Annotated in this window: 23 protein-coding genes; 13 read left to right on the forward strand and 10 right to left on the reverse strand. The window is 72.4% G+C overall.

The annotated features are described in order from the left end of the window. Positions 1-299: 299 nt before the first annotated feature. The 8 genes from ACZ67M_RS28695 (at position 300) to ACZ67M_RS28730 (ending at position 7,382) form a co-directional block, all read left to right on the forward strand. On the forward strand, positions 300-1,052 hold the full coding sequence (locus tag ACZ67M_RS28695) for a sulfite exporter TauE/SafE family protein (protein WP_361362967.1): 753 nt from the start codon (positions 300-302) through the stop codon (positions 1,050-1,052). 272 nt (positions 1,053-1,324) lie between these two features. After that, positions 1,325-2,053: a S1 family peptidase gene (locus ACZ67M_RS28700; protein WP_125489694.1), complete on the forward strand. Its 729-nt coding sequence runs from the start codon at positions 1,325-1,327 to the stop codon at positions 2,051-2,053. Between the two features lie 284 nt (positions 2,054-2,337). Continuing rightward, positions 2,338-3,177, forward strand: a complete 840-nt coding sequence (locus tag ACZ67M_RS28705) for an ABC transporter ATP-binding protein (RefSeq protein ID WP_392014671.1) — start codon at positions 2,338-2,340, stop codon at positions 3,175-3,177. A gap of 87 nt (positions 3,178-3,264) precedes the next feature. Then, positions 3,265-3,339 carry a putative leader peptide gene (locus ACZ67M_RS28710; RefSeq protein WP_352157278.1) on the forward strand — a complete coding sequence of 25 codons (75 nt, stop codon included), beginning with the start codon at positions 3,265-3,267 and terminating at the stop codon, positions 3,337-3,339. Positions 3,340-3,386: 47 nt separating this feature from the next. After that, positions 3,387-4,460: an ABC transporter substrate-binding protein gene (locus ACZ67M_RS28715; RefSeq protein ID WP_385799724.1), complete on the forward strand. Its 1,074-nt coding sequence runs from the start codon at positions 3,387-3,389 to the stop codon at positions 4,458-4,460. Then, positions 4,457-5,314: an ABC transporter permease gene (locus ACZ67M_RS28720; protein WP_469853480.1), complete on the forward strand. Its 858-nt coding sequence runs from the start codon at positions 4,457-4,459 to the stop codon at positions 5,312-5,314. Before ACZ67M_RS28715 ends, ACZ67M_RS28720 begins: the two co-directional genes overlap by 4 nt. Continuing rightward, entirely contained in the window at positions 5,290-6,063 is a 774-nt protein-coding gene (locus ACZ67M_RS28725) for an ABC transporter ATP-binding protein (protein ID WP_467322574.1), read from the forward strand. The genes ACZ67M_RS28720 and ACZ67M_RS28725 overlap by 25 nt, the downstream gene beginning before the upstream one ends. Further along, positions 6,060-7,382 carry an LLM class flavin-dependent oxidoreductase gene (locus tag ACZ67M_RS28730; RefSeq protein WP_469853482.1) on the forward strand — a complete coding sequence of 441 codons (1,323 nt, stop codon included), beginning with the start codon at positions 6,060-6,062 and terminating at the stop codon, positions 7,380-7,382. The genes ACZ67M_RS28725 and ACZ67M_RS28730 overlap by 4 nt, the downstream gene beginning before the upstream one ends. 190 nt (positions 7,383-7,572) lie before the next feature. On the opposite strand, the gene ACZ67M_RS28735 is transcribed toward ACZ67M_RS28730, so the two are convergent. From ACZ67M_RS28735 to ACZ67M_RS28750, 4 genes are all read right to left on the reverse strand, one after another. Then, entirely contained in the window at positions 7,573-8,448 is an 876-nt protein-coding gene (locus ACZ67M_RS28735; protein WP_469853484.1) for an oxygenase MpaB family protein, read from the reverse strand. Between the two features lie 80 nt (positions 8,449-8,528). Further along, the gene (locus ACZ67M_RS28740) at positions 8,529-8,894 is read right to left on the reverse strand and encodes a transglycosylase family protein (RefSeq protein WP_392014685.1); all 366 of its coding nucleotides are present in this window, start codon (positions 8,892-8,894) and stop codon (positions 8,529-8,531) included. 99 nt (positions 8,895-8,993) lie between these two features. Continuing rightward, positions 8,994-10,463 (reverse strand): sialate:H+ symport family MFS transporter, encoded by a 1,470-nt coding sequence (locus tag ACZ67M_RS28745; protein ID WP_392236267.1) that lies wholly within the window; start codon positions 10,461-10,463, stop codon positions 8,994-8,996. A gap of 100 nt (positions 10,464-10,563) precedes the next feature. Beyond that, positions 10,564-11,493, reverse strand: a complete 930-nt coding sequence (locus tag ACZ67M_RS28750) for a dihydrodipicolinate synthase family protein (protein WP_469853486.1) — start codon at positions 11,491-11,493, stop codon at positions 10,564-10,566. A gap of 153 nt (positions 11,494-11,646) precedes the next feature. On the opposite strand from ACZ67M_RS28750, the gene ACZ67M_RS28755 reads away from it, so the two are divergent. Beyond that, positions 11,647-12,336 (forward strand): FadR/GntR family transcriptional regulator, encoded by a 690-nt coding sequence (locus tag ACZ67M_RS28755; RefSeq protein WP_392104441.1) that lies wholly within the window; start codon positions 11,647-11,649, stop codon positions 12,334-12,336. Positions 12,337-12,446: 110 nt separating this feature from the next. Beyond that, positions 12,447-12,935, forward strand: coding sequence for a DUF5949 family protein (locus tag ACZ67M_RS28760; RefSeq protein ID WP_469853488.1), 489 nt, complete (start codon positions 12,447-12,449; stop codon positions 12,933-12,935). Positions 12,936-12,975: 40 nt separating this feature from the next. On the opposite strand, the gene ACZ67M_RS28765 is transcribed toward ACZ67M_RS28760, so the two are convergent. Beyond that, on the reverse strand, positions 12,976-13,512 hold the full coding sequence (locus ACZ67M_RS28765; RefSeq protein WP_469853490.1) for a cysteine hydrolase family protein: 537 nt from the start codon (positions 13,510-13,512) through the stop codon (positions 12,976-12,978). 82 nt (positions 13,513-13,594) lie between these two features. On the opposite strand from ACZ67M_RS28765, the gene ACZ67M_RS28770 reads away from it, so the two are divergent. Both ACZ67M_RS28770 and ACZ67M_RS28775 read left to right on the forward strand, forming a co-directional pair. Next, a complete protein-coding gene (locus tag ACZ67M_RS28770; RefSeq protein ID WP_385799742.1) occupies positions 13,595-14,665 on the forward strand; it encodes a right-handed parallel beta-helix repeat-containing protein in 1,071 nt (356 codons plus the stop codon). 49 nt (positions 14,666-14,714) lie between these two features. Then, complete coding sequence (locus ACZ67M_RS28775) at positions 14,715-15,743, forward strand: methyltransferase (RefSeq protein ID WP_361362678.1); 1,029 nt, start codon at positions 14,715-14,717, stop codon at positions 15,741-15,743. 87 nt (positions 15,744-15,830) lie between these two features. Here ACZ67M_RS28775 and ACZ67M_RS28780 read toward each other — a convergent pair whose 3' ends face one another. From ACZ67M_RS28780 to ACZ67M_RS28795, 4 genes are all read right to left on the reverse strand, one after another. Then, positions 15,831-16,970 carry a SchA/CurD-like domain-containing protein gene (locus tag ACZ67M_RS28780; protein WP_469853492.1) on the reverse strand — a complete coding sequence of 380 codons (1,140 nt, stop codon included), beginning with the start codon at positions 16,968-16,970 and terminating at the stop codon, positions 15,831-15,833. Positions 16,971-17,103: 133 nt separating this feature from the next. Continuing rightward, positions 17,104-17,811, reverse strand: a complete 708-nt coding sequence (locus ACZ67M_RS28785) for a class F sortase (protein ID WP_385799746.1) — start codon at positions 17,809-17,811, stop codon at positions 17,104-17,106. Between the two features lie 112 nt (positions 17,812-17,923). Continuing rightward, on the reverse strand, positions 17,924-18,535 hold the full coding sequence (locus tag ACZ67M_RS28790) for a hypothetical protein (RefSeq protein ID WP_361362669.1): 612 nt from the start codon (positions 18,533-18,535) through the stop codon (positions 17,924-17,926). A 263-nt stretch (positions 18,536-18,798) separates the two neighbouring features. Further along, a complete protein-coding gene (locus ACZ67M_RS28795) occupies positions 18,799-19,266 on the reverse strand; it encodes an ATP-binding protein (protein ID WP_361362667.1) in 468 nt (155 codons plus the stop codon). A 114-nt stretch (positions 19,267-19,380) separates the two neighbouring features. Between ACZ67M_RS28795 and ACZ67M_RS28800 the strand changes: the two genes are divergently transcribed. Further along, positions 19,381-20,352, forward strand: a complete 972-nt coding sequence (locus tag ACZ67M_RS28800; protein ID WP_467322560.1) for a LysR family transcriptional regulator — start codon at positions 19,381-19,383, stop codon at positions 20,350-20,352. A 4-nt stretch (positions 20,353-20,356) separates the two neighbouring features. Here ACZ67M_RS28800 and pgm read toward each other — a convergent pair whose 3' ends face one another. Next, a complete protein-coding gene (gene pgm, locus ACZ67M_RS28805) occupies positions 20,357-21,997 on the reverse strand; it encodes a phosphoglucomutase (alpha-D-glucose-1,6-bisphosphate-dependent) (RefSeq protein ID WP_382810702.1) in 1,641 nt (546 codons plus the stop codon). Positions 21,998-22,037 lie beyond the last annotated feature (40 nt).

Genomic DNA, 22,037 nt, shown 5'->3' on the forward strand with positions numbered 1-22,037 from the left:
GCTGAATTCCCGTCTAGGCGGACGGCCGGTGGACCGCCCGCACCGGGGTAGCTGCCCGGGCTGTCCCTGAAGTCGGGGATGCCGTCTTTCACCCATCCGCCCGCTCCGCAAACGCGGTGATCGTATCACCGCATGATCAGGTGAATTAACGTCAAGAAGTGTCCATTCAGGCCCGGTTGAAGACCGCCGGACGCACCACCTCCGCCGGTGGGTACAGTCGGCCCCGTGAAAGATGCACCTGACACCTTCCGGCCGGTCCTCGGCGCGGCCCCGGACGGCCCGGGGTGACGCCCGAGGCCATGGCCGCGGTGTTCGCGGCCGGCGTCGGGGCGGGCGCCATCAACAGCGTGGTCGGCTCCGGCACCCTGATCACCTTTCCGGTGCTGCTGGCCACGGGCCTGTCGCCGGTCACCGCCACCGTCTCCAACGCCCTCGGCCTCATCCCCGGGTCCATCAGCGGCGCCATCGGCTACCGCGAGGAACTGCGCGGCCAGCGGCGGCGGGTCCTCAAGCTGGGCGTCGGCGCCCTGATGGGCGGTCTCGCGGGCGCCACACTGCTGCTCGCGCTCCCGGAGGACGCCTTCGAGACGATCGTGCCGGTCCTGGTGGGCCTCGCCCTGGTGCTGGTGGCGCTTCAGCCCCAGATCGGCAAGTGGGTGCAGCGCCGCCGTGCGCGCACCGGCGCCTCCCCGCGCCGGGACGGCGGTCCGCTGCTGTTCACCGGCCTGACCCTGGCCAGCGTCTACGGCGGCTACTTCACGGCCGCCCAGGGGATCATCTACCTGTCCCTGATGGGCACGCTCCTCGACGAGCCGCTGCAACGCCTCAACGCCGTCAAGAACGTCCTCGCCGCCGTCGTCAACAGCGTCGCCGCGCTCTTCTTCCTCTTCGCCGCGGACTTCGACTGGACCGCCGTCGGCCTGCTGGCGGTCGGCTCGGCCCTCGGCGGGTACGGCGGGGCCAAGGTGGGCCGCCACTTCAAGCCCGTCGTCCTGCGGACGCTGGTGGTGACGGTCGGCACCGTCGCCCTCGTGCAACTGCTGCTGCGCTGACCCGCGGGATCCGGGCCTTGCCGCCGACGCTCCGGCCCGGGGACGCCGGCCCGCCGGGCCGCCCAAGGCCACGGGCCGCACCGACGTCGTGACCGTCTCCGTCCGCACTGCCGCGCACGTGGGCGGCGCGCACCGCCGGCCGGGCCGTCCCGCGGCATAACGCCGCGTTATGGGAAGTCGGGAGTGCCGGTGCCACGGCGGGGACCGGGATGCTGGGCGCCCCCACAGACCGAACACGCGCCCCGACGCGTGTCCGTCGGAATCGAGGAGCCTTGCGAACCTCCAGACTCGTCCCCACCCTGACGGCCGCTCTCACGGCCACGCTGCTGTCCGCACTCGCGCTCGCTCCGCAGGCCTCGGCGGCGGAGCCCCGCCCAGGTGACGGCGGCCCCCAGCCGATCATCGGCGGCGGCTACGCGCAGAACGCCCCCTGGGCGGCCCGGCTGTTCTCCAACGGCGCCCAGACGTGCAGCTCGACCATCATCTCGCCCACCTGGATCCTCACGGCCAAGCACTGCGTCACGGGCGGCGGCCTGTCCTTCCGCATCGGCAGCCTCGACCAGGGCTCGGGCGGCACGGTGGCGAACGGGGCGCAGACCACCACCCATCCCTCGGCGGACCTCGCGCTGGTCCGGCTCGACCGCTCCGTCTCCGCCTCCTACGCGCCGCTCGGACAGCCGGGCACGGTGCGCGTGGGTCAGACCGTGCAGGTCTACGGCTGGGGCGCCACCTCACGGTGCGGCTCGGAGATCAACTGCCAGTCCCAGTACCTCAAGGTCGCCAACCTGAGCGTCACCAGCGGGTGTTACGACGCCTACAACGGCCGGGCGATATGCGCCCGTCCCGGCGACGGCATCACCGCGGGCGGCGACTCGGGCGGCCCGATGATGGCCGGCGGCGTCCAGGTCGGCGTCGCCTCGACCAGCGACCGGCAGTCCACCACGGCGTACACGAACGTGACCGCCTACCGGTCGTGGATCCAGTCGGTGGCGGGCGTCTGACCCTTCCCCTCCCGCCCGGGGAACCCGACCGGTTCCGTCCTGCCCCCGTCACGGCGGGGGCAGGACGCCGTGTTCGTCGCGGATGCCGGTACGGACGGTGACGGGGGCGGCGTCACCGCCCTTCGGGTTCCCAGCCGGCATGCGTGCCGCGAAGGAGTCCGCCGTCCGGTTGCCACCTCCGTCCGTCGGGTCCCGTCCAGGAACCGGACGGTCCAGCAGGCACATGGTGAGTACATCTACTGTGCCGGGGGTATGGCACACGTCCCGCGCGAAGGAGGCACGGCATGACCGGGCGGACGACCGGCTCGCAGGAGAACGAGCGGGAGGCGGCGGTGCTCCGGCTCCGGGACGTGCACGTCCGGCGCCTCACCACCGACCAGCTGATCCTCGACGGCATCGACTGGACCGTCCGGCCGGGCGAGCACTGGGCCCTGCTGGGTGCCAACGGCGCCGGGAAGACCACCCTGCTGCGCCTGCTCGGCGCACTGATGCACCCCACCGCCGGGACGGTCGAGGTCCTCGGCAGCCGGCTCGGCCGGGTCGACGTGCGCGAGCTGCGGGCGCGCATCGGCCATGTCAACGCCGCCCAGCGGGTGCCGCAGGACCTCACCGCCCACGCGGTCGTGCTCACCGGCCACAGCGGCACCGTGCAGCCCCTGTGGCGGACGTACGACGACGAGGTCCGGGACCGGGCCCGCGGCCTCCTGACCGAGCTGGGCGTCAAGGAGCTGGCGGACCGGCCGTACGGGGTCTGCTCGGGCGGTCAGCGGGCGCGGATCCTCATCGCCCGCGCGCTGATGGCCGATCCGGCGCTGCTGCTCCTCGACGAGCCGTTCAACGCCCTCGACCTGCCCTCCCGCGAGGACCTCGTCGAGGCCATGCACCAACTGGCCGAGGGGCGTCCGCACCTGGCCACCGTGACGGTCACCCACCATCTGGAGGAGCTGTCCCCGGCCGTCAGCCACGCCCTGCTGCTGCGCGAGGGCAGGATCCTCGCCGATGGTCCCGTCGAGGGTGTCCTGACCGACTCGCGGCTGACCGCGTGCTTCGGGCGCGACATCACGGTGGCCAGGCGCGAGGGCCGCTGGTCCGCGTATTCGGGCCGCCGCGTTTCCGGAACATGACACGCCCACGAAGGCGTCGTTGCAGTCCCGGCGGAGCCGACCGGTGGCCCTTGACCGGGTTTCAACCCCCTGGCTAGCGTCCACGGCATGCGGAAATCCCGGCAGTTCACGAAGCGACGGGCCATCGATCTGATGCGCGTCGCCACCGCGGTGTGTAGCTGAACCACACCGCCCGCTGCCCTCTTCCTCCGCTCCCCGTGAAGGCCGTGATGACCTCTCGCACACCCCTGCCCGGATTCCGGCGCTTTCCCGCCCTGGCCGCACTGGCCCTTTCCCTTACCGTCACCGGCTGTGTGGCCCCGGCGCAGACCGCGACCAGCGAGGACGTCTCGGACGAGAGGATCCCGGCCGCCGTCGCCCGGGACACCACGCTCACCGTCGGAGCCCCCGACCTCAAGGTCGCCCTGGAGCTGTCCGGGCAGATCGACGAACTGCCCTTCAAGGTGAAGTGGGCCAACATCAGCGGCGGCCCCCAGTGCTCGGAGGCCTTCCGGGCCGACGCACTCGACGTCTGCTCGGCCGCCGACATCCCGTCGATCAACGCCCACTGGACGGGTCTCGACACGAAGCTCGTGGCGGTCAGGTTCCGCGCGGACCCGTACAAGAACCCCATCTACGAGCTGGGCACCGCCCCGGGCTCCGGCATCAAGACCCTCGCCGACCTGCGGGGCAAGAAGATCGCCTACAGCCCGGGGCAGGCCCAGGGAGCACTCGTCCTGCGCATTCTCAAGAAGGCCGGTCTCACCCAGCGGGACGTCGAACTCGTCGAACTCGCGAGCACCGGCGACGTCTATCCCACCGCGCTCGGCAACCACCAGGTGGACGCCGCACCCATCGCGGACGTCAACATCAAGCGGTACCTGGCCAACTACGGCAAGGAGGGCGGCGCGACGGTCAGGCACGGGCTCCGGGACGACCCGGCACACCTGTGGGCGCTGACGGAATCCGTCGCCGACGCGCAGAAGTCGGCCGCCCTCCGGGAACTCGTGAAGTTCTGGGCCCGGGCGCAGATATGGATCGACAGGCATCCCGAGGAATGGGTGGCGGGCTACTACGTCGAGGACCAGGGACTCAGCAAGGAGGACGGCGAATACCTGGTCCGGCGCATCGGCCACCCCGATCTTCCGGCGGACTGGACCGACGCCATCCACCGGCAGCAGCAGACCATCGACCTGCTGGCGAAGGAGCAGGACCGCGAGCCGTTCGACGCGGGGCTCCTCTTCGACCGCCGCTACGAGCCGGTGGCCGCCGAGGCCGTTGCCGGTGAAGGGACGTCGTCATGAGCACCACGATCTTCGACAAGCGGGCGCTCCCGGCCACCGAGGCCCCGCCGGACCAGGTGCCTGCGCGCGGGCCACGACGGCACCGGCCGGGCCCCGGCAAACCCGTGCGGTACGGCTGGGCGATCGGCCCGGTCCTGCTGCTCGCGCTCTGGGCGGCGGGTTCGGGACTGGGCGTCTTCGACGTCCGCAGCCTCCCCGCGCCCTGGACCATCGCCGGCACCGCGGGCGACCTCATCGGCAACGGCAAGCTCCAGTCCCACCTCGCCACCTCCGCCCAACGTGCCCTGCTGGGGCTGCTGTTCGGGGTCGTGGCCGGGCTGGTCCTCGCCCTCGTCTCCGGGCTCAGCCGCCTCGGCGAGGCCGTGATCGACGGCCCGGTGCAGATCAAGAGGTCGATCCCCTCGCTGGCGTTGATCCCGCTGCTGATCCTCTGGTTCGGCATCGGCGAGACGATGAAGGTGATCACGATCGCGCTCGGTGTCCTCGTGCCGGTCTACATCCACACGCACAACGGACTGCGCGCCATCGACAACCGCTACGCCGAACTGGCGGAGACCGTGCGCCTGGGCAGGCTCGGCTTCGTCCGGCACGTCGTGCTGCCCGGCGCCCTGCCCGGCTTCCTGCTCGGCATGCGCTTCGCGGTGACCGGCGCCTGGCTGGCACTCGTCGTGGTGGAGCAGGTCAACGCCACCAGCGGCATCGGCTACATGATGGAACTGGCCCGGACGTACGGGCAGACCGACGTCATCATCGTCGGTCTCGTGGTGTACGGCCTGCTCGGTCTGGTCTCCGACGCCCTCGTACGTCTGGTGGAGAGGAGGGCCCTGTCATGGCGGCGGACGCTGGCGGGCTGAACACGGCGGACCGCGTGACGGTCCGCATCGAGAACCTGGTGCGTTCCTTCGGCGAGCGCAGGGTGCTGGACGGGCTCGACCTGTCCATCGCGCCCGGGGAGTTCGTGGCACTGCTGGGCCGCAGCGGGTCCGGCAAGAGCACGCTGCTGCGCGCCCTGGCCGGCCTCGACCACGAGGTGGCGGGCAGCGGTCGACTGACCGCACCCGACCATGTGTCCGTCGTCTTCCAGGACGCGCGGCTGCTGCCCTGGAAGCGGCTGCTCGACAACGTCGTGCTGGGCCTGACCGGGCCCTTCGCCGAGGACCGGGGCCGGGCCGCCCTCGCCGAGGTCGGCCTCGCCGGACGCGAACGGGCCTGGCCGGTGGAGCTGTCGGGCGGCGAACAGCAGCGTGTCTCGCTGGCGAGGTCCCTGGTACGCGAACCCCGGCTGCTGCTGGCGGACGAGCCGTTCGGCGCGCTGGACGCGCTGACCCGGATCAGGATGCACGCCCTGCTGCGGCGGCTGTGCGAGCGGCACCGGCCGGCCGTGCTCCTGGTGACGCACGACGTCGACGAGGCCATCGCGCTCGCGGACCGGGTGGTGGTGCTGGACCGGGGCCGGATCGCGGCCGACCTTCCCGTGCGGCTCCCGGCACCGCGGGACCACGCGGGCGCCGAGTACACCGCCCTGCGCGGCCGGCTGCTGGCCCGGCTGGGCGTGCGGAACTCCGAGAGCGCCGGGCCGATCGAGGAGGAGACCGCGGCATGAGCGCCCGCAGCCTGCACCTGAACCTGTTCGTCTATCCGGGCGGCCATCACGAGGCCGCCTGGCGGTACCACGGCACCGACCCCGGCCGCATCCTCGACATCGGCTTCTACCAGGAGCTGGCCCGCCGGGCCGAGGCGGCCGCGTTCGACGCCGTGTTCTTCGCCGACGGTCCGTCGCTGGCCGACAACGTCCGATACGCGAGCCGCTTCCGGCTCGAACCGTTCACCTGGCTGTCGGCGATCGCCGCGGCCACCGAACGGATCGGCCTGATCGCGACGGCCTCGACCACGTACACCGAGCCGTACAACCTGGCGCGCCTGTTCGCCTCGCTGGACCACCTCAGCAGGGGCCGGGCCGGCTGGAACATCGTCACCACCGGCGCCCCCCAGGCCGCGGAGAACTTCGGCCTCGACGGACATCCGGTGCACGCCGAAAGGTACGACCGCGCACGGGAGTTCGTCGACGTGGTGACGAAACTCTGGGACAGCTGGGAGGACGAGGCGCTGGTCGTCGACCAGAAGACCGGTGTGTTCGCCGACACCGACCGCATCCACGAGATCGGCCACTCGGGCCGCCGTCTCAAGGTGCGCGGCCCGCTGAATCTCCCCCGCTCCCCGCAGGGCCGCCCGGTGTACGTCCAGGCCGGGTCCTCCGAGGACGGCCGCTCCTTCGCCGCGGCCTGCGCGGAGGCGGTGTTCACCGCGCACCAGACGCTGCGGAGCGGGCAGGAGTTCTACGCCGACCTCAAGGCGCGGGCCGCGGCCCTCGGCCGTGACCCCGGCCGGCTGCTCGTCCTGCCCGGCATCAGCCCCTTCATCGGTGCGACCGAGGCCGAGGCACGGGCACTGCACGCGGAGTTCGACGAACTCACCCAGCCCGAGTACTCGCTCCAGCTGCTCCGGCGTCTGCTGGGTCTCGACCTCACCGCGGACCAGCTGGACGGGCCGGTCCCCCGCCGGCTCATCGAGACCCGGGGCGAACGCGGCAACGGCAGCCGCTTCCAGCTCGTCCTGGACATCATCGACCGCGAACAGCCCACGGTGCGCGGGCTCATGCACCGCCTCGCGGGCGCGCGCGGCCACCGCGTGGTGGCCGGGACCCCCGAGCAGGTGGCCGACCAGATCCAGGAGTGGTTCGAGCAGGGAGCCGCCGACGGCTTCAACGTCATGCCGCCGTGGCTGTCGGGCGGCTTCGACCTCTTCGCCGACCAGGTGGTCCCGATCCTGCGGGCGCGCGGCCTGTTCCGCACCGCGTACGACGCGGCGACGCTGCGCGGGCACTACGGACTGCCGCGGCCCGCCGCGTCGGTCCCGCACTGAGGCACGAGGGCCGGAGGCCGGACCCGGACGGGTCCGCGTGACGCACGTCCGGGGCCGGCCCTCCGCTCCCCCGCCGGGGACTGCCCGTCCCCCGTCGGGGGAAAACGCCTGGCGGCCACGATCCGGCGCAAGTGCACGCCCACGGATTACCCCGGTCAACACGGCGTACCGTACGGCGGGCGGCCCGTCGCTACGCAGCGTCCCGGGGCGGCGTCATCGCCCAGCGGATGCCCGCGGTCACGGCCGACCCGAGCGGGCGCACGCACACGCCCTCGGCCGGGGGTACGCGCGGCAGGCTCAGGGCGCGTGAGGCCCAGACCGGCAGCAGGGACACCGCGTTCGCGGCGAGCAACCCGTAGGGCAGCCGCGCGAGCAGCGGGATGGGCGGCCTGAGCAGCAGGAAGCGGGCGGTGCTGCGCGCCTCGGCGGTCGCACGCAGTTCGCCGCGGTAGGCGGCGATCCGTTCGGTGAGTCCGGCGCGGTCGACGGGTGGATCCGGCACGCCGAGCGCGGTGGCGATGCGCGCCATGTCGGCCACGTAGCCGTCGCACCCGTCGTCGTCCAGGGGGTGGGCGCCGTACCGCTGGTGGGCGCGCAGGAAGCTGTCGGCCTCCGCCACATGCACCCAGCACAGCAGGTGCGGGTCGGCGGCGCCGTACTCCTCCCCCTCGGCCGTGACGCCCCGCACCCTCTCGTGGACGGCCCGTACCCGCTCGCAGGCCTCCTGTGCGCTGTCCGCCGTGCCGTAGGTGGTGACCGCCAGGAAGGTGCTGGTGCGCTGGAGCCGGCCCCAGGGGTCGCCGCGGAAGCCGGAGTGCGCGGCGACCGCGGCCATGGCGAGGGGGTGGAGCGACTGGAGCAGCAGGGCGGACAGGCCGCCGATGAACATGGAGGCGTCCCCGTGCACCCGCCGGATCGGCCGCTCCGGGCCGAACCAGCGCGGGCCCGGTGTGTCGTGGATGCGGGCACGGTTGCCCGGACCCTCCGGGCCCGCCACGCGGGAGAAGATCATCTCTCCCAGCCGTGCGCGCGGGTCGGGGAGGCGGTCACCTGGGAGACGTGGCATGTCTGCCGAGCCCTCCTTCGCCCTCCTGCGGCCGGGCGGCTCACACCCCTACGTCTGCCCAGGACCGCCGGGCGGGAACATCAGGCGCAGCCCCAGGCGTTCATTCCCTGGATCCGGGCCAGGCGCTCGGCGACGGCGATCTGCTCGGCGCGGCTGGCGAGGTCCGCGCGCGGGGCGTACTTGAGACCCCCGGCCGCGATCCAGCTCGACGTCCTGAACTGCAGACCGCCGTAGTAGCCGTTGCCGGTGTTGGCCTTCCAGTTGCCGCCCGACTCGCAGGCGGCGATGGCGTCCCAGTCGGTGCGCAGGGGGACGGAGGGCGAGGCGGCCGCTTCGGTGGTGGCGCCCAGTGCGGTCGTGGCGAGCAGCGCCGCCGCGGCGATCCGGACCCCACGGCGGTGTGCGCCGCACACGTCACTCCGATGAGCATTTCGTCTACAGATCATACTGGGACTGTTACCGCACGTGATGACATGACGACGCACCGTCCGCCACCTCCTTACGCCGGTCGGAGCAGGCGAACCACCCTCCGGCCGGCGTCCGCCTCACTTCGCCGTCGGTACGGACGGCGGGCTCTCCACCGCCGCCTCGGTGGCCAGGTAGTCCGGCACGGCCTCGGGGTCGACGAGACGGTTGAGCCGGCTCGGGACGTCGAAGCCGATCAGCAGGATGACCACCAGGGTCAGCGAGAAGGTGAGCACCGCGAGCGACTGCCCCAGCGACATGCTCGACGCCAGCCGGGCACCGAGCACGGGGGCGACGGCGCCGCCCAGCGCGCCGACGTTGTAGGTGAAGCCGAGGGACGCCGCGCGGGTCTCGGTCGGGAAGTGCCCGGCGATGTACTTCGGCAGCAGCCCGGAGATGCCCTGCATGCAGGCGAGCATGAGGAACAGCAGGATGCCCAGACCGAGTTGGCTGTCGCGGATGGCGAAGACGGGGAAGACGAAGGCGATGCCGACGGCCAGTGTGCAGGCGTACGCCCTGCGGGTGCCGAACCGGTCCCCGATGAAGCCGGTGACGATGCAGCCGGCCATCGTGCCGAACCCGGCGTAATAGAGCGCGTCGCTGACCTGCGCGGGGGTGAAGCCGAGTTCGCTCTTGAGGTAGGTGGGCAGCAGGGCCTGGACCGGCCAGCTGTAGAGGAAGGCGCAGAAGACGGTGACGCAGAGCGCGACGAAGAGCAGCCAGCGCTTGCGCCCGCCCAGTTGCACGGCGAAGGCGAGGAGACAGGCCGTGGCCACGACGGAGAGGACGGGCACCGCTCCCGCGCCGAGCGGGGTGAAGACCGCGAACAGCGCGCCCGTGGCGACGACGGCGAGCACCGTGTTGACCGTCGCCCGGCGCCGGCCCGCGAACAGCGGCCGGAAGGGGTTGGGCCGCTCGCCGGTGGCGCCCACCCGGGCCTCCCAGTCGTCGGCCTCGGGCAGCGCCCGCCGCACCCACAGCGCGACGACGACCGGGAAGAGGCCGATGTAGAACAGCCAGCGCCAGCCGTGCCCCGGCACCACGTGCTCGTAGACCTCGGCCGCCAGGACGCCGCCCAGGGAGAACCCGGAGATGAGGAAGCCGGAGGCGCGGTTGCGCAGCCGGGCGGGCCAGCTCTCCAGCACGTAGGTGGCGCTGGCGCTGTACTCACCGGCCATGCCCATGCCGATCAGCAGACGGGCGGTGAACAGGCTGGTGTAGTCCCAGGCGAAGCCGCAGGCGAAGGTGCCGACCGAGTACAGCAGGATGCTGGCCACCATGGCGCTCTTGCGGCCGAAGCGGTCGCCGAGCGCGCCGAGCACGGCGCCGCCGAGCCAGCGGGTGATGAAGGCCCCGGAGACCAGGCTCGCGGACTCGACGGTGGACAGCCCGAAGTCGTCGGCGATCTCGGTCAGCACGAGGGTGATGAGCACGAAGTCGAAGCCGTCGAGGAGGTAGCCGATCCAGGCGGCGAAGAAGGACTTCCACTTCTCCCGCGTGATCTCGCGGTACCAGGGCGGGGCGGTCGGGGTGGGGCGCGCAGATGACATGACGGATCCAATGCGGGTGGAAAGTCGCGCGTGGGGGGACGGACAGCGGTACGGGAGCGGGGGTGGGACCGGGGCCGGGCCGGCGGCCCCGGTCCGGGGATCACAGGAGTCCGGCCTCGGTGAGCCGGGTGCGGACGCGGGCCACGGCCGCCTCGTCGAGCGGCACCTGCGGTGCCGCGGTGGCCGCGCAGTCGATGAGGCCCAGCAGCCGGGCGGCGGCCTTGAAGGCGCCGAGCGCGCTGGAGCTGGGACCCATCAGAGCGGGGTCGCCCGCGTCGGTGAGGGAGAACAGGGCCGCGAGCCGGTCCTGCTCCGCCCTGGCGGCGGTCCAGTCACCCGCCCGGGCGGCCGCGTAGAGGCGTACGTAGCCGTGCGCGTCGACGTTGCCGAGGCCGGGCACGACGCCGTCCGCACCGGCGAGGAGCGCGCCGTCCACGGTGAGTTCGGAGCCGGTGAGCACCGAGAAGTCCGGGGTGCGCGGGCGCAGTTCGACCAGCAGCCGGCGCAGGGAGCCCTCGTCGCCGCTGGAGTCCTTCAGCCCGGCGAGCGTGCCGTCGGCGGCCAGGCCGAGGACCACGTCGCGGGGCAGCTTGGTGTGCACGGCGACCGGGATGTCGTAGGCGAACAGCGGCAGGTCCGCGCCCTCGCGGATCCGCCGGAAGTGGCCGGCGATCTCCACCGGGTGGGTGCGGGTGTAGAAGGGTGCCGTGGCCACGAGCGCGTCGGCGCCGGCCCGGACCGCGTCGGCCGCCCGGTCCAGCACCCGGGCCGTGGTGGTCTCGATGACCCCGGCGAGCACGGGGACGCGGCCGGCGGCGGCGTCCACGGCCGCTTCGAGCGCGGTCAGCCGCTGGGCGTCCGTGAGGTACGCGGTCTCGCCGCTGGACCCCAGCAGGAACAGACCGTGCACACCGGCTGTGATCAGGTGCTCGGTCAGTCGGCGCACCGACCCGGTGTCGACCTCCCCTGCCGGGGTGAGCGGGGTGATGACCGGGGGGATGACGCCGTGCAGCGGCGTGGGGATGGGCATGCGGTGACTCCAGGTCGTGCCGTGTTTCCGTCCCGGGGCAGGGCGCGGCAAGGCGCCCGGGTTCCCGGAACCCGAGGACGTAGGACGTCCTACGTCCTGTTAGAGTGACACATGACGGACCAGGGGATGTCAAGGGTCGAGAGGGGACGCCACATGGGCTCGGTCGCCGCCGACGCCGAGGAGCGGATCAAGGAGCTGATCGTCGAGGAGGGCCTGGGCCCCGGCGACCCGCTGCCCACCGAGACGGAGCTGATGGAGCGGTTCGGCGTCAGCCGCAACTCGCTGCGCGAGGCGCTCAAGTCACTCCAGGCCATGCACATCGTCGAGATCCGGCGCGGCTTCGGCACCTACGTCGGCACCATGTCGCTGGAGCCGATGACCGAGGCCATGGCGTTCCGCACCGTGGTCGGGCACCGACGGGGCCAGGGCAGCATGCTCGAACTGCTGCAGTTGCGCGAGGCCCTGGAGGCGGGGCTCATGCACCGGCTGGCGGGACGGCTGCCCGACGCCGACCTGGCCGAGCTGGACGCGCTGGTGGAGACGATGCACACCGAGGTGCGGGAGACCGGCGAGATCGCGGCCCGCACCGACCGCGCCTTCCACCGGGTGCTGCACCGCTCCCTGGACAACGGACTGCTCAGCGAACTCCTCGACGCCTTCTGGAGCGCCTTCCACCGGGTGCGCACCCAGGCCCAGGGTCTGGGCGCGGCGGCCGACGGCGAGGAACTGGCCCGGATGCACGCCAGGATCGTCGACGCCGTGCGCGGGGGCGACGCGGAGGCCGCGGAGCGGGCGGTGCACCGGCACTTCGACGACATCCGCAGCCGGCTGTCGCGGCGGTGAGCCACGCCCTCGTTCGACGGACTCCTCGTTCGTGTGAAGAAGGGCGAGGACGTCGTCCGGTCGGGTGACGGCCGTCCGGGAGCGCCCGGGCGCGCGCTTACGGTTTCGCGATGACCTCGATCTCCACCGCCCCGCGTCCCCTGCGAACCGCCGACCTCGGCACGCTCGTCATCATGTCCTGGAGCCGTGAGACACCCGACGGCGACGTCCCCTTCCTCCTCGCCTGCTCCCTCGGCGACGGCGAGGGCGGCCCGGAGGCGACCCCGGCCGCCGTCGAGGGGCTGCTGAGCCGCTCCGGGATCGCCGTGGGCGACGGCGTGCTCGACGCCACCGGCCTGCCCGGCCTGCCGGTCGGCCTGCTCGTCGTGCCCGGTGCGGCGGCGCTCACCATGCCGGGCGTCAACGCCCAGTTCGTGCCCACGCCGCAATGGCGCGAGGCGGTGGACAAGCGCGGGTACGCCTGCCTCGTCTTCGCCACCCGCCCGTGGTCCGGCGGCGAGCCCGGCGAGGCCGAGGCGGTCGCCGCCTTCGCCAACCACGAGGACACCCTGCGGACGGCGGCGCAGCTCGTCCTGCCCGTGCGCAGCCTGCGGACCTGACACCGGCCGGCTCTCCCGGCCCGCCGCGCCGCGGATCGCCTCACGTCCACAATTCGTCGCCGTCGCACACCCGCGCACCCATGTTCCGCTCCATCATGCGCAGGGCGGCGTCCGCGAGATCGGCGTGGATGTGGGCGACCGCGTCGCGCGGGACGATGACCTGGAGATGGCGGATGTGGGCGTCGAGCGCCGAATAGAGCACACACTGCTCGGTCACCTGCCCGCACAGCACGAGCCGGTCGATCCCCTGCTGGTGGAGGAGATAGGTCAGCGGGGTCTCGAAGAAGATCGAGTGGCGTGCCTTGACCACGAAGAGGGACGACTCGTCGGGCCGCAGCGGCTCGACGAGTCCCGCGTGCGGTCCCGAGAGGGCCTTGTCGAGGATCTCGCCGTGGTGCGAGCGCCACTCCCCGAAGTTGTCGTTGACGTAGATCACGGGGACATGGTGGCGTCGCGCCCGCTCCAGCAGGCCGGTCAGCTGCGGCAGCACCGACTCCGCGGCCGGGATCAGCGCTTCGGCGTCCTGATGGTCGTAAGTGTTGATCATGTCGATGACGATCAGTGCGGTCTTGCCCATGCCGCTCAGGTTGCCATCCTGACACGCCGTCGGATGGCTCATCGAGGCCGCGCGTGAATATGTCCGGCATATCTTTCCGAATATGAAGAAATGCCATGTCGTGTACCTGGTGTGCACCGCAGCGATGATCGGTACGGGGCTCGGAGCGGCTCCGGCGTCCTCCGCTCCCATGACCCACGTGGTCAAGCCCGGAGAGTCGATCCAGAAGGCGGTGGACGCCGCCGAATCGGGGGACACGGTCCTCGTCACTCCCGGCACCTACCACGAGAGCGTCAAGGTGAGCACCCCCGGGCTCACCCTGCGCGGCATGGGCCGCGAGACGATCCTCGAGCCCGGCACCAAGAAGGCGGCCGCCAACACCTGCGCCGAGAGCGGCAACGGGATCTGTGTGACCGGCGCGAAGGGCAAGAACGTCAAGGGTGTCACCGTCGCCGACCTGACGGTGACCGGCTTCACCCGCGCCGGTCTGTACGCGACGGCCACCGACGGCCTGACGGTGCGGAACGTGACGGCCGTCAAGAACGGCGTCTGGGGCATCGCCCAGGAGCAGTCGGTCCACGGCATCTTCCGCGGCAACGCCGCCCTCGACAACGGCGACGCGGGCATTTTCCTCGCCAACACCATCACGGCCGAGAAGGGCGCGGCCGACACCGAGGGAACGGTCGTCGCGCGCAACCTCCTCGAGGGCAACCGGATCGGCGTCACGGTCCGGCGGCTGCGGAACCTCGCCGTCGCGGCCAACACCGTCACCGGCAACTGCGCCGGCGTGTTCGTCGTCGGCGACGAGAACAAGCCCAAGGCCGGCGACCTGGTCGTGCGCGACAACCACGTCGTGGGCAACAACAAGTCCTGCCCGAAGACCGAGCGCCTCGACGCCCTCCAGGGCTCCGGCATCGTCCTGACCGGCACCGAGAAGGTGCTGGTCGCGGACAACACGGTGCGGGAGAACTCGGGCAAGTCCCCGCTGTCGGGCGGCATCGTCCTGTTCAAGAGCTTCGTGGGTGTCACCAGCGAGAAGAACGAGGTCAAGGGCAACTCGCTGCGCGACAACTCCCCCGCCGACCTGGTCAACACCGAGACGGCGGCCACCGGGAAGAACAACACCTTCGAGGGCAACACCTGCGGCGCCTCCAAGCCCGCGGGACTGTGCTGACCGGCCGGACACAGCCACCCGTGTACCGAAGAAGGAAGGGAAGCGGCACATGACGACCGCACAGACCGCCCCACCCCCGCCCATGCGGCTGAGGGAGCTCGTGTTCGGCGCGGCGTGTGCCGCCGCCCTCCGCACGGCCGCCCGGCTCGGAGTCGCCGACGCCCTCGGGGACACCCCCATGACCGTGGACGACCTCGCGGGCGCGGTGAAGGCCGAGCCCAAGCCGCTGCGCCGGCTGCTGCGGGCCCTGACCTGCTACGGCGTCTTCGCCGAGCAGAAGAACGGGACGTTCGCGCACACCGACATGTCCCGGCTGCTGCGCGAGGACGACCCGCACAGCCTGCGCTACATCACCCTGTGGTGCACCGAACCGTGGACCTGGGACGCGTGGCCCCTGCTCGACGAGGCGGTGCGCAGCGGCCGCAACGTCGTCGAGGGCCTGTACGGCAAGGAGTTCTTCACCTACCTCAATGAGGACGCTCCCCAGTCGGCCGAGGTCTTCAACCGCGCCATGACGACCTCCAGCCGGCAGTCGGCTCAGGACGTGGCGGCCCTCCTCGACCTGTCGGGCAGTTCCTCGGTCGCCGACATCGGCGGCGGCCAGGGGCACGTGGTGGCGAGCCTGCTGGAGAAGTACCCGTCGATGCACGGCACCCTGCTCGACCTGCCCAGGGTCGTGGAGAACGCCGACCCGCGGCTGCGCGAGGGCGGCTCGCTCGCGGACCGGGTGCGGATCGTGCCCGGGGACTGCCGCGAGGACATCCCCGTCCGGGCCGACGTGTACGTCATCAAGAACATCCTGGAGTGGGACGACGACAGCACCGCCCGCGCCCTGCGCGGCGTCATGCGGGCGGGCGGGCCCGGGGCCCGGGTCGTGGTCATCGAGAACCTCGTCGACGACACCCCGTCGATGCGGTTCAGCACCGCGATGGACCTGCTGCTGCTCCTCAACGTCGGCGGGGCGAAGCACACCACCGACAGCATGGTCGGCCGGCTGACCGAGGCCGGCCTCGTCATCGACGACATCCGCCCGGTCAACCCCTACCTGCACGCCTTCGACTGCACCGTCCCCGAGTGATCCGACGCCCGGACGGACACGCGACGGCCGCCGGACCGCGACATGCGGTCCGGCGGCCGTCGCGTGTCCGCGGCGTCCGGCGCCGGCTCAGGCGTCGGGCGCGCGCCGGTCGGTGACCGGTTCCATCCGGGCGCCCTCCAGGGCCCGGACGAGTGCGTCGCCGGGCCGGTCCCGACCGTCCAGCAGGGTGGTCAGCTCGGTGACCGCGGCGGCGTCGGCGAGGCCGAGGGTGCCCGCGGGGTCGGCGTCGCTGAGGTCGCCGCGCACATCGACCAGCCGCACCACGATCTCGTCGCGCTGGAAGATGGTGCTGCTCAGCACCGGGCTGCGCGGGTCGTCGGCCGCCGCCTCGTCGCGCTCGGCGAGGAGTTGCGCCAGCCGCATGCCCTGCCCCGGCCGGGCCGGGTAGGACAGCGCCTGACGCTGGGCCGCCGGGTCCCGCTCCGCCGCCGTCACGTGGTGCACGGCGGGCAGCGCCGCCCGCGTGTAGAACACCCGCGCGGACTCCGGATCGCCGAGATCCCGGTCCTGCTCCAGATAGGGGTTGAGGGCCTCCTCGACGGCCCGCACCTCGGGCTGCGCGGCCACGTGCCGCAGGGCCGCGAGCAGGTCGCCGCGCACCTCGATGGCCCGCACCACCCGGTTGCCGTGCAGGAACAGGGACGTACGGCACAGGCGCGTGGTGTCGTCGACGCGCGGCTCGGGCGAGGCGTAGTCGGCGAGAATCCTGGCGACCGTCTCCTCGCTGCCGGGCTTCACCGTGAAGGTGAGGGCGTGCCGGATCACGCCGTCACCGATCCGGGGGGCCGACTGGAGCCCGCCCCGTCCGGGTTCGGCGTCCGCCTCCGGCCGGCCGGTCTCGCGGACCACGTGGAAACGGAGCGACCGGGTGTGCCGGACGCATTTGTGCAGCGGCTTGACCATCCGCACGTGTTCCTCACTGCTCACCCAGTTCAGGAACGGCGGGGCGCTCTCCCACTCGCTGGTGATGAGCCACTGCGAGGGGTTCTCGATGGACTGGCACAACTGCTCGCCGATGTGCCCGGGAACGGACTCGACGTGGCTGCGCAGGTTCTCGTACGTCTCCAGGAACTGCTGCTGGGCCCCGTCGTAGACCTCCACGAGCAGGACCACCCGGAGGCGGGAGCCGTCGAACACGGACTGGGAGACCTGGTGCGACACCTGACGTGCCGACGGGTCGGATACAGGAGTGGTCGTGATGGTCATCCTGCGCACTCTCCTTCGCGGAGGCGGAACTGGGCGTCGCCAGTGGTGCTGCGACGCCGGCGTGTCCGACGATCTTCTGCCCGGCCCCGGCGTGGCGCGACTCGTGTGCACTGCGCGGGTGACCCGCGCGGGCTCAGATGAGGTGCGCGAAGACGACCAGGTTGTCCGTGTAGTCCTTGGCCTGGCGGTCGTAGTCGCCCGCGCAGGTGATGAGCCGTACCTCGGCCCGGTCGGTGTCCCCGTACACGCGTTGGCTGGGGAACTCGTCCTTCGCGAAGGTCTCCAGGCCGTCGACCTCGAAGGACGCCTTGCGTCCGTCGGCCCGCCGGACGTGGAAGACGTCTCCCTCGTCCAGTTGGCCCAGGCGGGCGAAGACCGCCGCGGACGTCTTGGTGTCCACGTGCCCGGCGATGATCGAGGTGCCCCGCTCCCCGGGGGAGACGCCCTTGGCGTACCAGCCGACGAGGTTGGTGTCGGCGGCCGGCGGGGGCTGGAGCTGTCCGCCCGCGCCGATGGCGAGGCCGGTGAAGGGGGCGTCGACGGAGATCTCCGGGATCAGCAGCCGCACCGGCTTCGAGCGGGGCAGCACCGGTCCGGCCGGGCGGGTGCGGGACTGGCCGGTCGCGGACGGGCCGGCCTTGGGCGAGGCCGACGTCGCGGGCTGTGCGGGCTGTGCGGGCAGCGGAGGGCGGGACGAGTCGGTCGACGTGTCGTTGCCGCCGATCAGGCTGACCGCCAGGATCAGCAGGGCCACGCCGCACAGCACCATCAGGCCGGGGCGGGATCCCTGCCCGGTCGACGGCTTCTCGTCGTCGGCGGGGGTCGAAGGGGGGACTGTCATCGAGGACCACCTCGGTAGGGCACGGCGGCAGGGCGGACACGGAGGGGGACAGCGAGCCGGGCCGCCACGGGGTTCCTGGTGGCGGCCCGGCCGCTATCGCGCCCGGCACGGCTCAGGCCATTCCGTTGACCGACTTCTTGCGTCGGACGGCGTACAGGCCGGCGCCGGCCACGCCCAGGACGGCGAGGCCGCCCGCGGTGGTGGTCGGCGTGTCGAGGCCACCGCCGCCGGTGTGCATGCCGCCGTGCGGCTTCTCGTGGCCGCCGCCCCAGGACTTCTCGCCCTCGTCCTGCTTGTACTCGGAGCCCTCGTCCTTCTTGGACTCGCCGCCGTCCCAGCCGCCGTCGTCCTTCTTGGACTCGCCGCCGTCCCATTCGTTGACCGCGGTCAGCGCGCCGCCGCCGGTGTGCATGCCGCCGTGCGGCTTCTCGTGCTTGCCGCCCTCCCAGGACTTCTCGCCCTCGTCCTGCTTGTACTCGGAGCCCTCGTCCTTCTTGGACTCGCCGCCCTCCCAGTCACCCTCGTTCACCGCGGTCAGCGCTCCGCCGCCCGTGTGCATACCGCCGTGCGGCTTCTCGTGCTTGCTTCCGTTGTCGTGCTCCTTGCTGTAGGAAGAGTCCTCGTGGTCCCAGTCGCCCGCGGAGGCCGCGTAGGCGCCGGGGGCACCGAGGACGATGACGGCCGACGCGGCCGCCGTGGTCAGGAGCGTGCGAGCAGAACGCATCTGTGGTTCCTTCCGTCACGGCCGGGCAGCTGGTGCTTCGTCAGCTGAGGTGACCCGGCCCCGACGTGAATTACCGTCAGTCAGCCGTCCGACTCGCACCACTCAAGGCGCTCAGCCGGGTGAACGCCGGCCTCTCGCGAGGACCCGCCGGAGCATGCAAAGCGCCCTGGAAGAACGGCAGTTGATGCGCTTTCCGGTCCCGTTGACACGGCGTCACCCGCGAGGGCTACTCCGCCGCGCCGACACGCCCACCGGGCGGCGGCTCAGGAGGGGTGCCCGAGGGCGGTGCCGTTCAGGTCGTCGGTGAGCATCAGCGCGGCCCGCATGCGCTTGCCGACGGGTTCCCGGTGCACCTCGAAGCTGTGGCACACGGCCATGACGATCTCGAGCCCGTGCCGGCCGATGCGCCCGGGATCGGTGGCCTCGGCGACGGGCAGCACGGGCTCGCTGTCCCACACGGTGACCTCGACCAGGTCGTCGGCCAGCTCCAGGTCGACCAGCGAGGGGCCGGGCGCGTACTTGCAGGCGTTCGTCAGCAGCTCGCTCACCACGAGCTGGAGCAGGTCCGCGGCGCGGTCGGACACCGCGCGGTCCTGCACGGCCCGCACCCGGGCGAGAAATCTCCGGGCCAGCTCGCGCCCCCGGGCGATGTCGCCGGGAATGCCCTCGTACTCCGCCGAAACCTTGACCGGCTCACTCCGCCGGTCCTCATGCCGGGCAGCCCTGTCCATCCGATCCGCCCTCTTCCTGAGCCTTGACCGCTACGCCAGCCCGTCTACCCAGGAATGCGTGAAACATCACCGGCCGCAGCGACCACAGGGTGGCAGCGGCACCACGCTCGTACGATGGCCGTCGTGGATCTCAGCGCCGTACGCACCTTCGTCGCCGTCGCCGAGGCGGGGCAGTTCCAGGTCGCCGCCGCCCGGCTCACCGTCACCCAGCAGGGCGTGTCCAAGCGGGTCGCCGCGCTGGAGAAGGACCTGGGGGTGACGTTGTTCACCCGGACCGCGCGTGGAGCCCGGCTCACGATCGACGGGCAGGCGTTCCTGCCGCACGCCCGTGCGCTGCTGGACGCCGAGGAGCGGGCCGTCGCCTCGGTGCGGCCGGGGCGCCGTCCGCTGCGGGTGGACGTGATCGGCAGACGGGCCGCGACGGCCGGTCTGCTGCGTGACTTCCACCGCGCCCGTCCCGACGTCGACCTCGACGTGGTCACCCTCCCCGACGCGCACACCGCCGTCGCCGCCATCGGTTCCGGGGCCATCGACGCGTCGTTCCGCTGCGTCACCATGCCGGGCCGGCGGCTGCCCGACGGCATCGAGGCCACGCCGGTCTTCGACGAGCCGCTCCAGTTGTTCACCGGGCCCGCCCACCCGTTCGCGAAGGCACGGGCGGTCACCCCGGGGCAGCTCGCCGGGCAGCGCGTCTGGATGCCCGGGAACGTCCCGGGCACCGAGTGGTCGGCCTACTACGACGCGTTCGCGGCCGAGTACGGGTTCACCGTGGACGCGATCGGCCCGAACTTCGGCGTCGAGGCCCTCCTGGACACCATCTCCGAGTCGTCGACGGTGTCGACCTTCCTCAGCGAGCACACGCCGCTGGTCTGGCCGGCCGGCCACGACCTGCGGCGCATCCCGGTGCGCGATCCGGCGCCGGTCTATCCGCACTCCCTGCTCCGGCACACCGACAACGCGCATCCGGGGCTGGCCGCGCTGCACGCCTACCTCGTCTCGCGCCCGTCCGTCCGGCTCGACACGGAGGTCTGGTCACCGGCCTGGGCCCTGCGCCGCGGGGCGCAGGGCGCGGCCGGCCGGAGGTGAGGTCTCAGCCGCCCAGGGCGCCGAGGACGACGAGCTTGGCCTCGTCCTGCACCTGCCGGAGGTGGTCGGCGCCGAGGAACGACTCCCCGTAGATCTTGTAGACGTCCTCGGTGCCGGAGGGGCGGGCCGCGAACCACGCGTTCTCGGTGGTCACCTTGATGCCGCCGATGGGCGCGCCGTTGCCCGGTGCCTCGGTGAGGACGGCGGTCACCGGCTCGCCGGCGAGCGTGTCGGCGGTGACCTCGGCCGGGGACAGCCGGGCCAGCCGGGCCTTCTCCTCGCGGGTGGCGGGGGCGTCGATGCGGGCGTAGGCGGGTTCGCCGAAGCGGGCGGTGAGCGCGGCGTAGTGCTCGGAGGGGCTCCGGCCGGTGACGGCGGTGATCTCGGAGGCGAGCAGGGCGAGGATGATGCCGTCCTTGTCGGTGGTCCACACCGAACCGTCCCGGCGCAGGAAGGACGCCCCCGCGGACTCCTCGCCGCCGAAGCCGAGGGAGCCGTCGAGGAGACCGCCGACGAACCACTTGAAGCCCACCGGGACCTCGACCAGCCGCCGGCCGAGGTCGCCGGCGACCCGGTCGATCATGCCGGAGGAGACCAGCGTCTTGCCCACGCCCGCGTCGGCGGGCCATTCGGTGCGGTGGGCGTAGAGGTAGGCGATGGCGGTGGCGAGGTAGTGGTTGGGGTTCATCAGGCCGCCGTCGGGGGTGACGATGCCGTGCCGGTCGGCGTCGGCGTCGTTGCCGGTGGCGATGGCGAAGCGGTCGCGCTTCTCGATGAGGGAGGCCATCGCGTGGGGCGAGGAGCAGTCCATGCGGATCTTGCCGTCCCAGTCCAGCGTCATGAAACGCCAGGTCGGGTCGGTGAGCGGATTGACCACGGTCAGGTCGAGGCGGTGGTGCTCGGCGATCCGGCCCCAGTAGGCGACGGAGGCGCCGCCCAGCGGGTCGGCGCCGATCCGTACGCCGGCCGAGCGGATCGCGTCGAGGTCGAGGACGGCCGGCAGGTCGGAGACGTAGCGGTCGAGGAAGTCGTAGCGTCCGGTGCCGGGGGCGGCGAGCGCCCGGGCGTAGGGGATGCGCCGTACGTCCTTCAGGCCGGCCGCGATGATCTCGTTGGCCCGGTCCTGGATCCAGGAGGTGGCGTCCGAACCGGCCGGTCCGCCGTTGGGCGGGTTGTACTTGAAGCCGCCGTCGGCGGGCGGGTTGTGCGAGGGGGTGACGACCACGCCGTCCGCGAGGCCCGAGTCGCGGCCCCGGTTGTGGGTGAGGATGGCGTGCGACACCGCGGGGGTGGGGGTGTAGCCGTCGCCGGTGTCGATGAGGACGGTGACGTCGTTGGCGGCGAACACCTCCAGCGCGGTGACCCTGGCGGGCTCGGACAGGGCGTGCGTGTCGGCACCCAGGAAGAGCGGGCCGTCGGTGCCCTGCGCGGAGCGGTACTCGCAGATGGCCTGGCTGGTGGCGGCGATGTGGTCCTCGTTGAACGCCGTCGCGAGGGACGAACCCCGGTGCCCGGACGTGCCGAAGGCCACGCGCTGGGCGGGCTCCGACGGGTCCGGGTGCAGGGTGTAGTACGCCGTCACCAGCCGGGCGACGTCGATCAGGTCCTCGGGGCCGGCCGGCTTCCCGGCTCGGTCGTGCTGCATGCGCCCACTCCTCCGCATCGGTAGGGACTTCGCTCGCGGT

Source organism: Streptomyces sp. NPDC107500 (genome assembly GCF_055582785.1).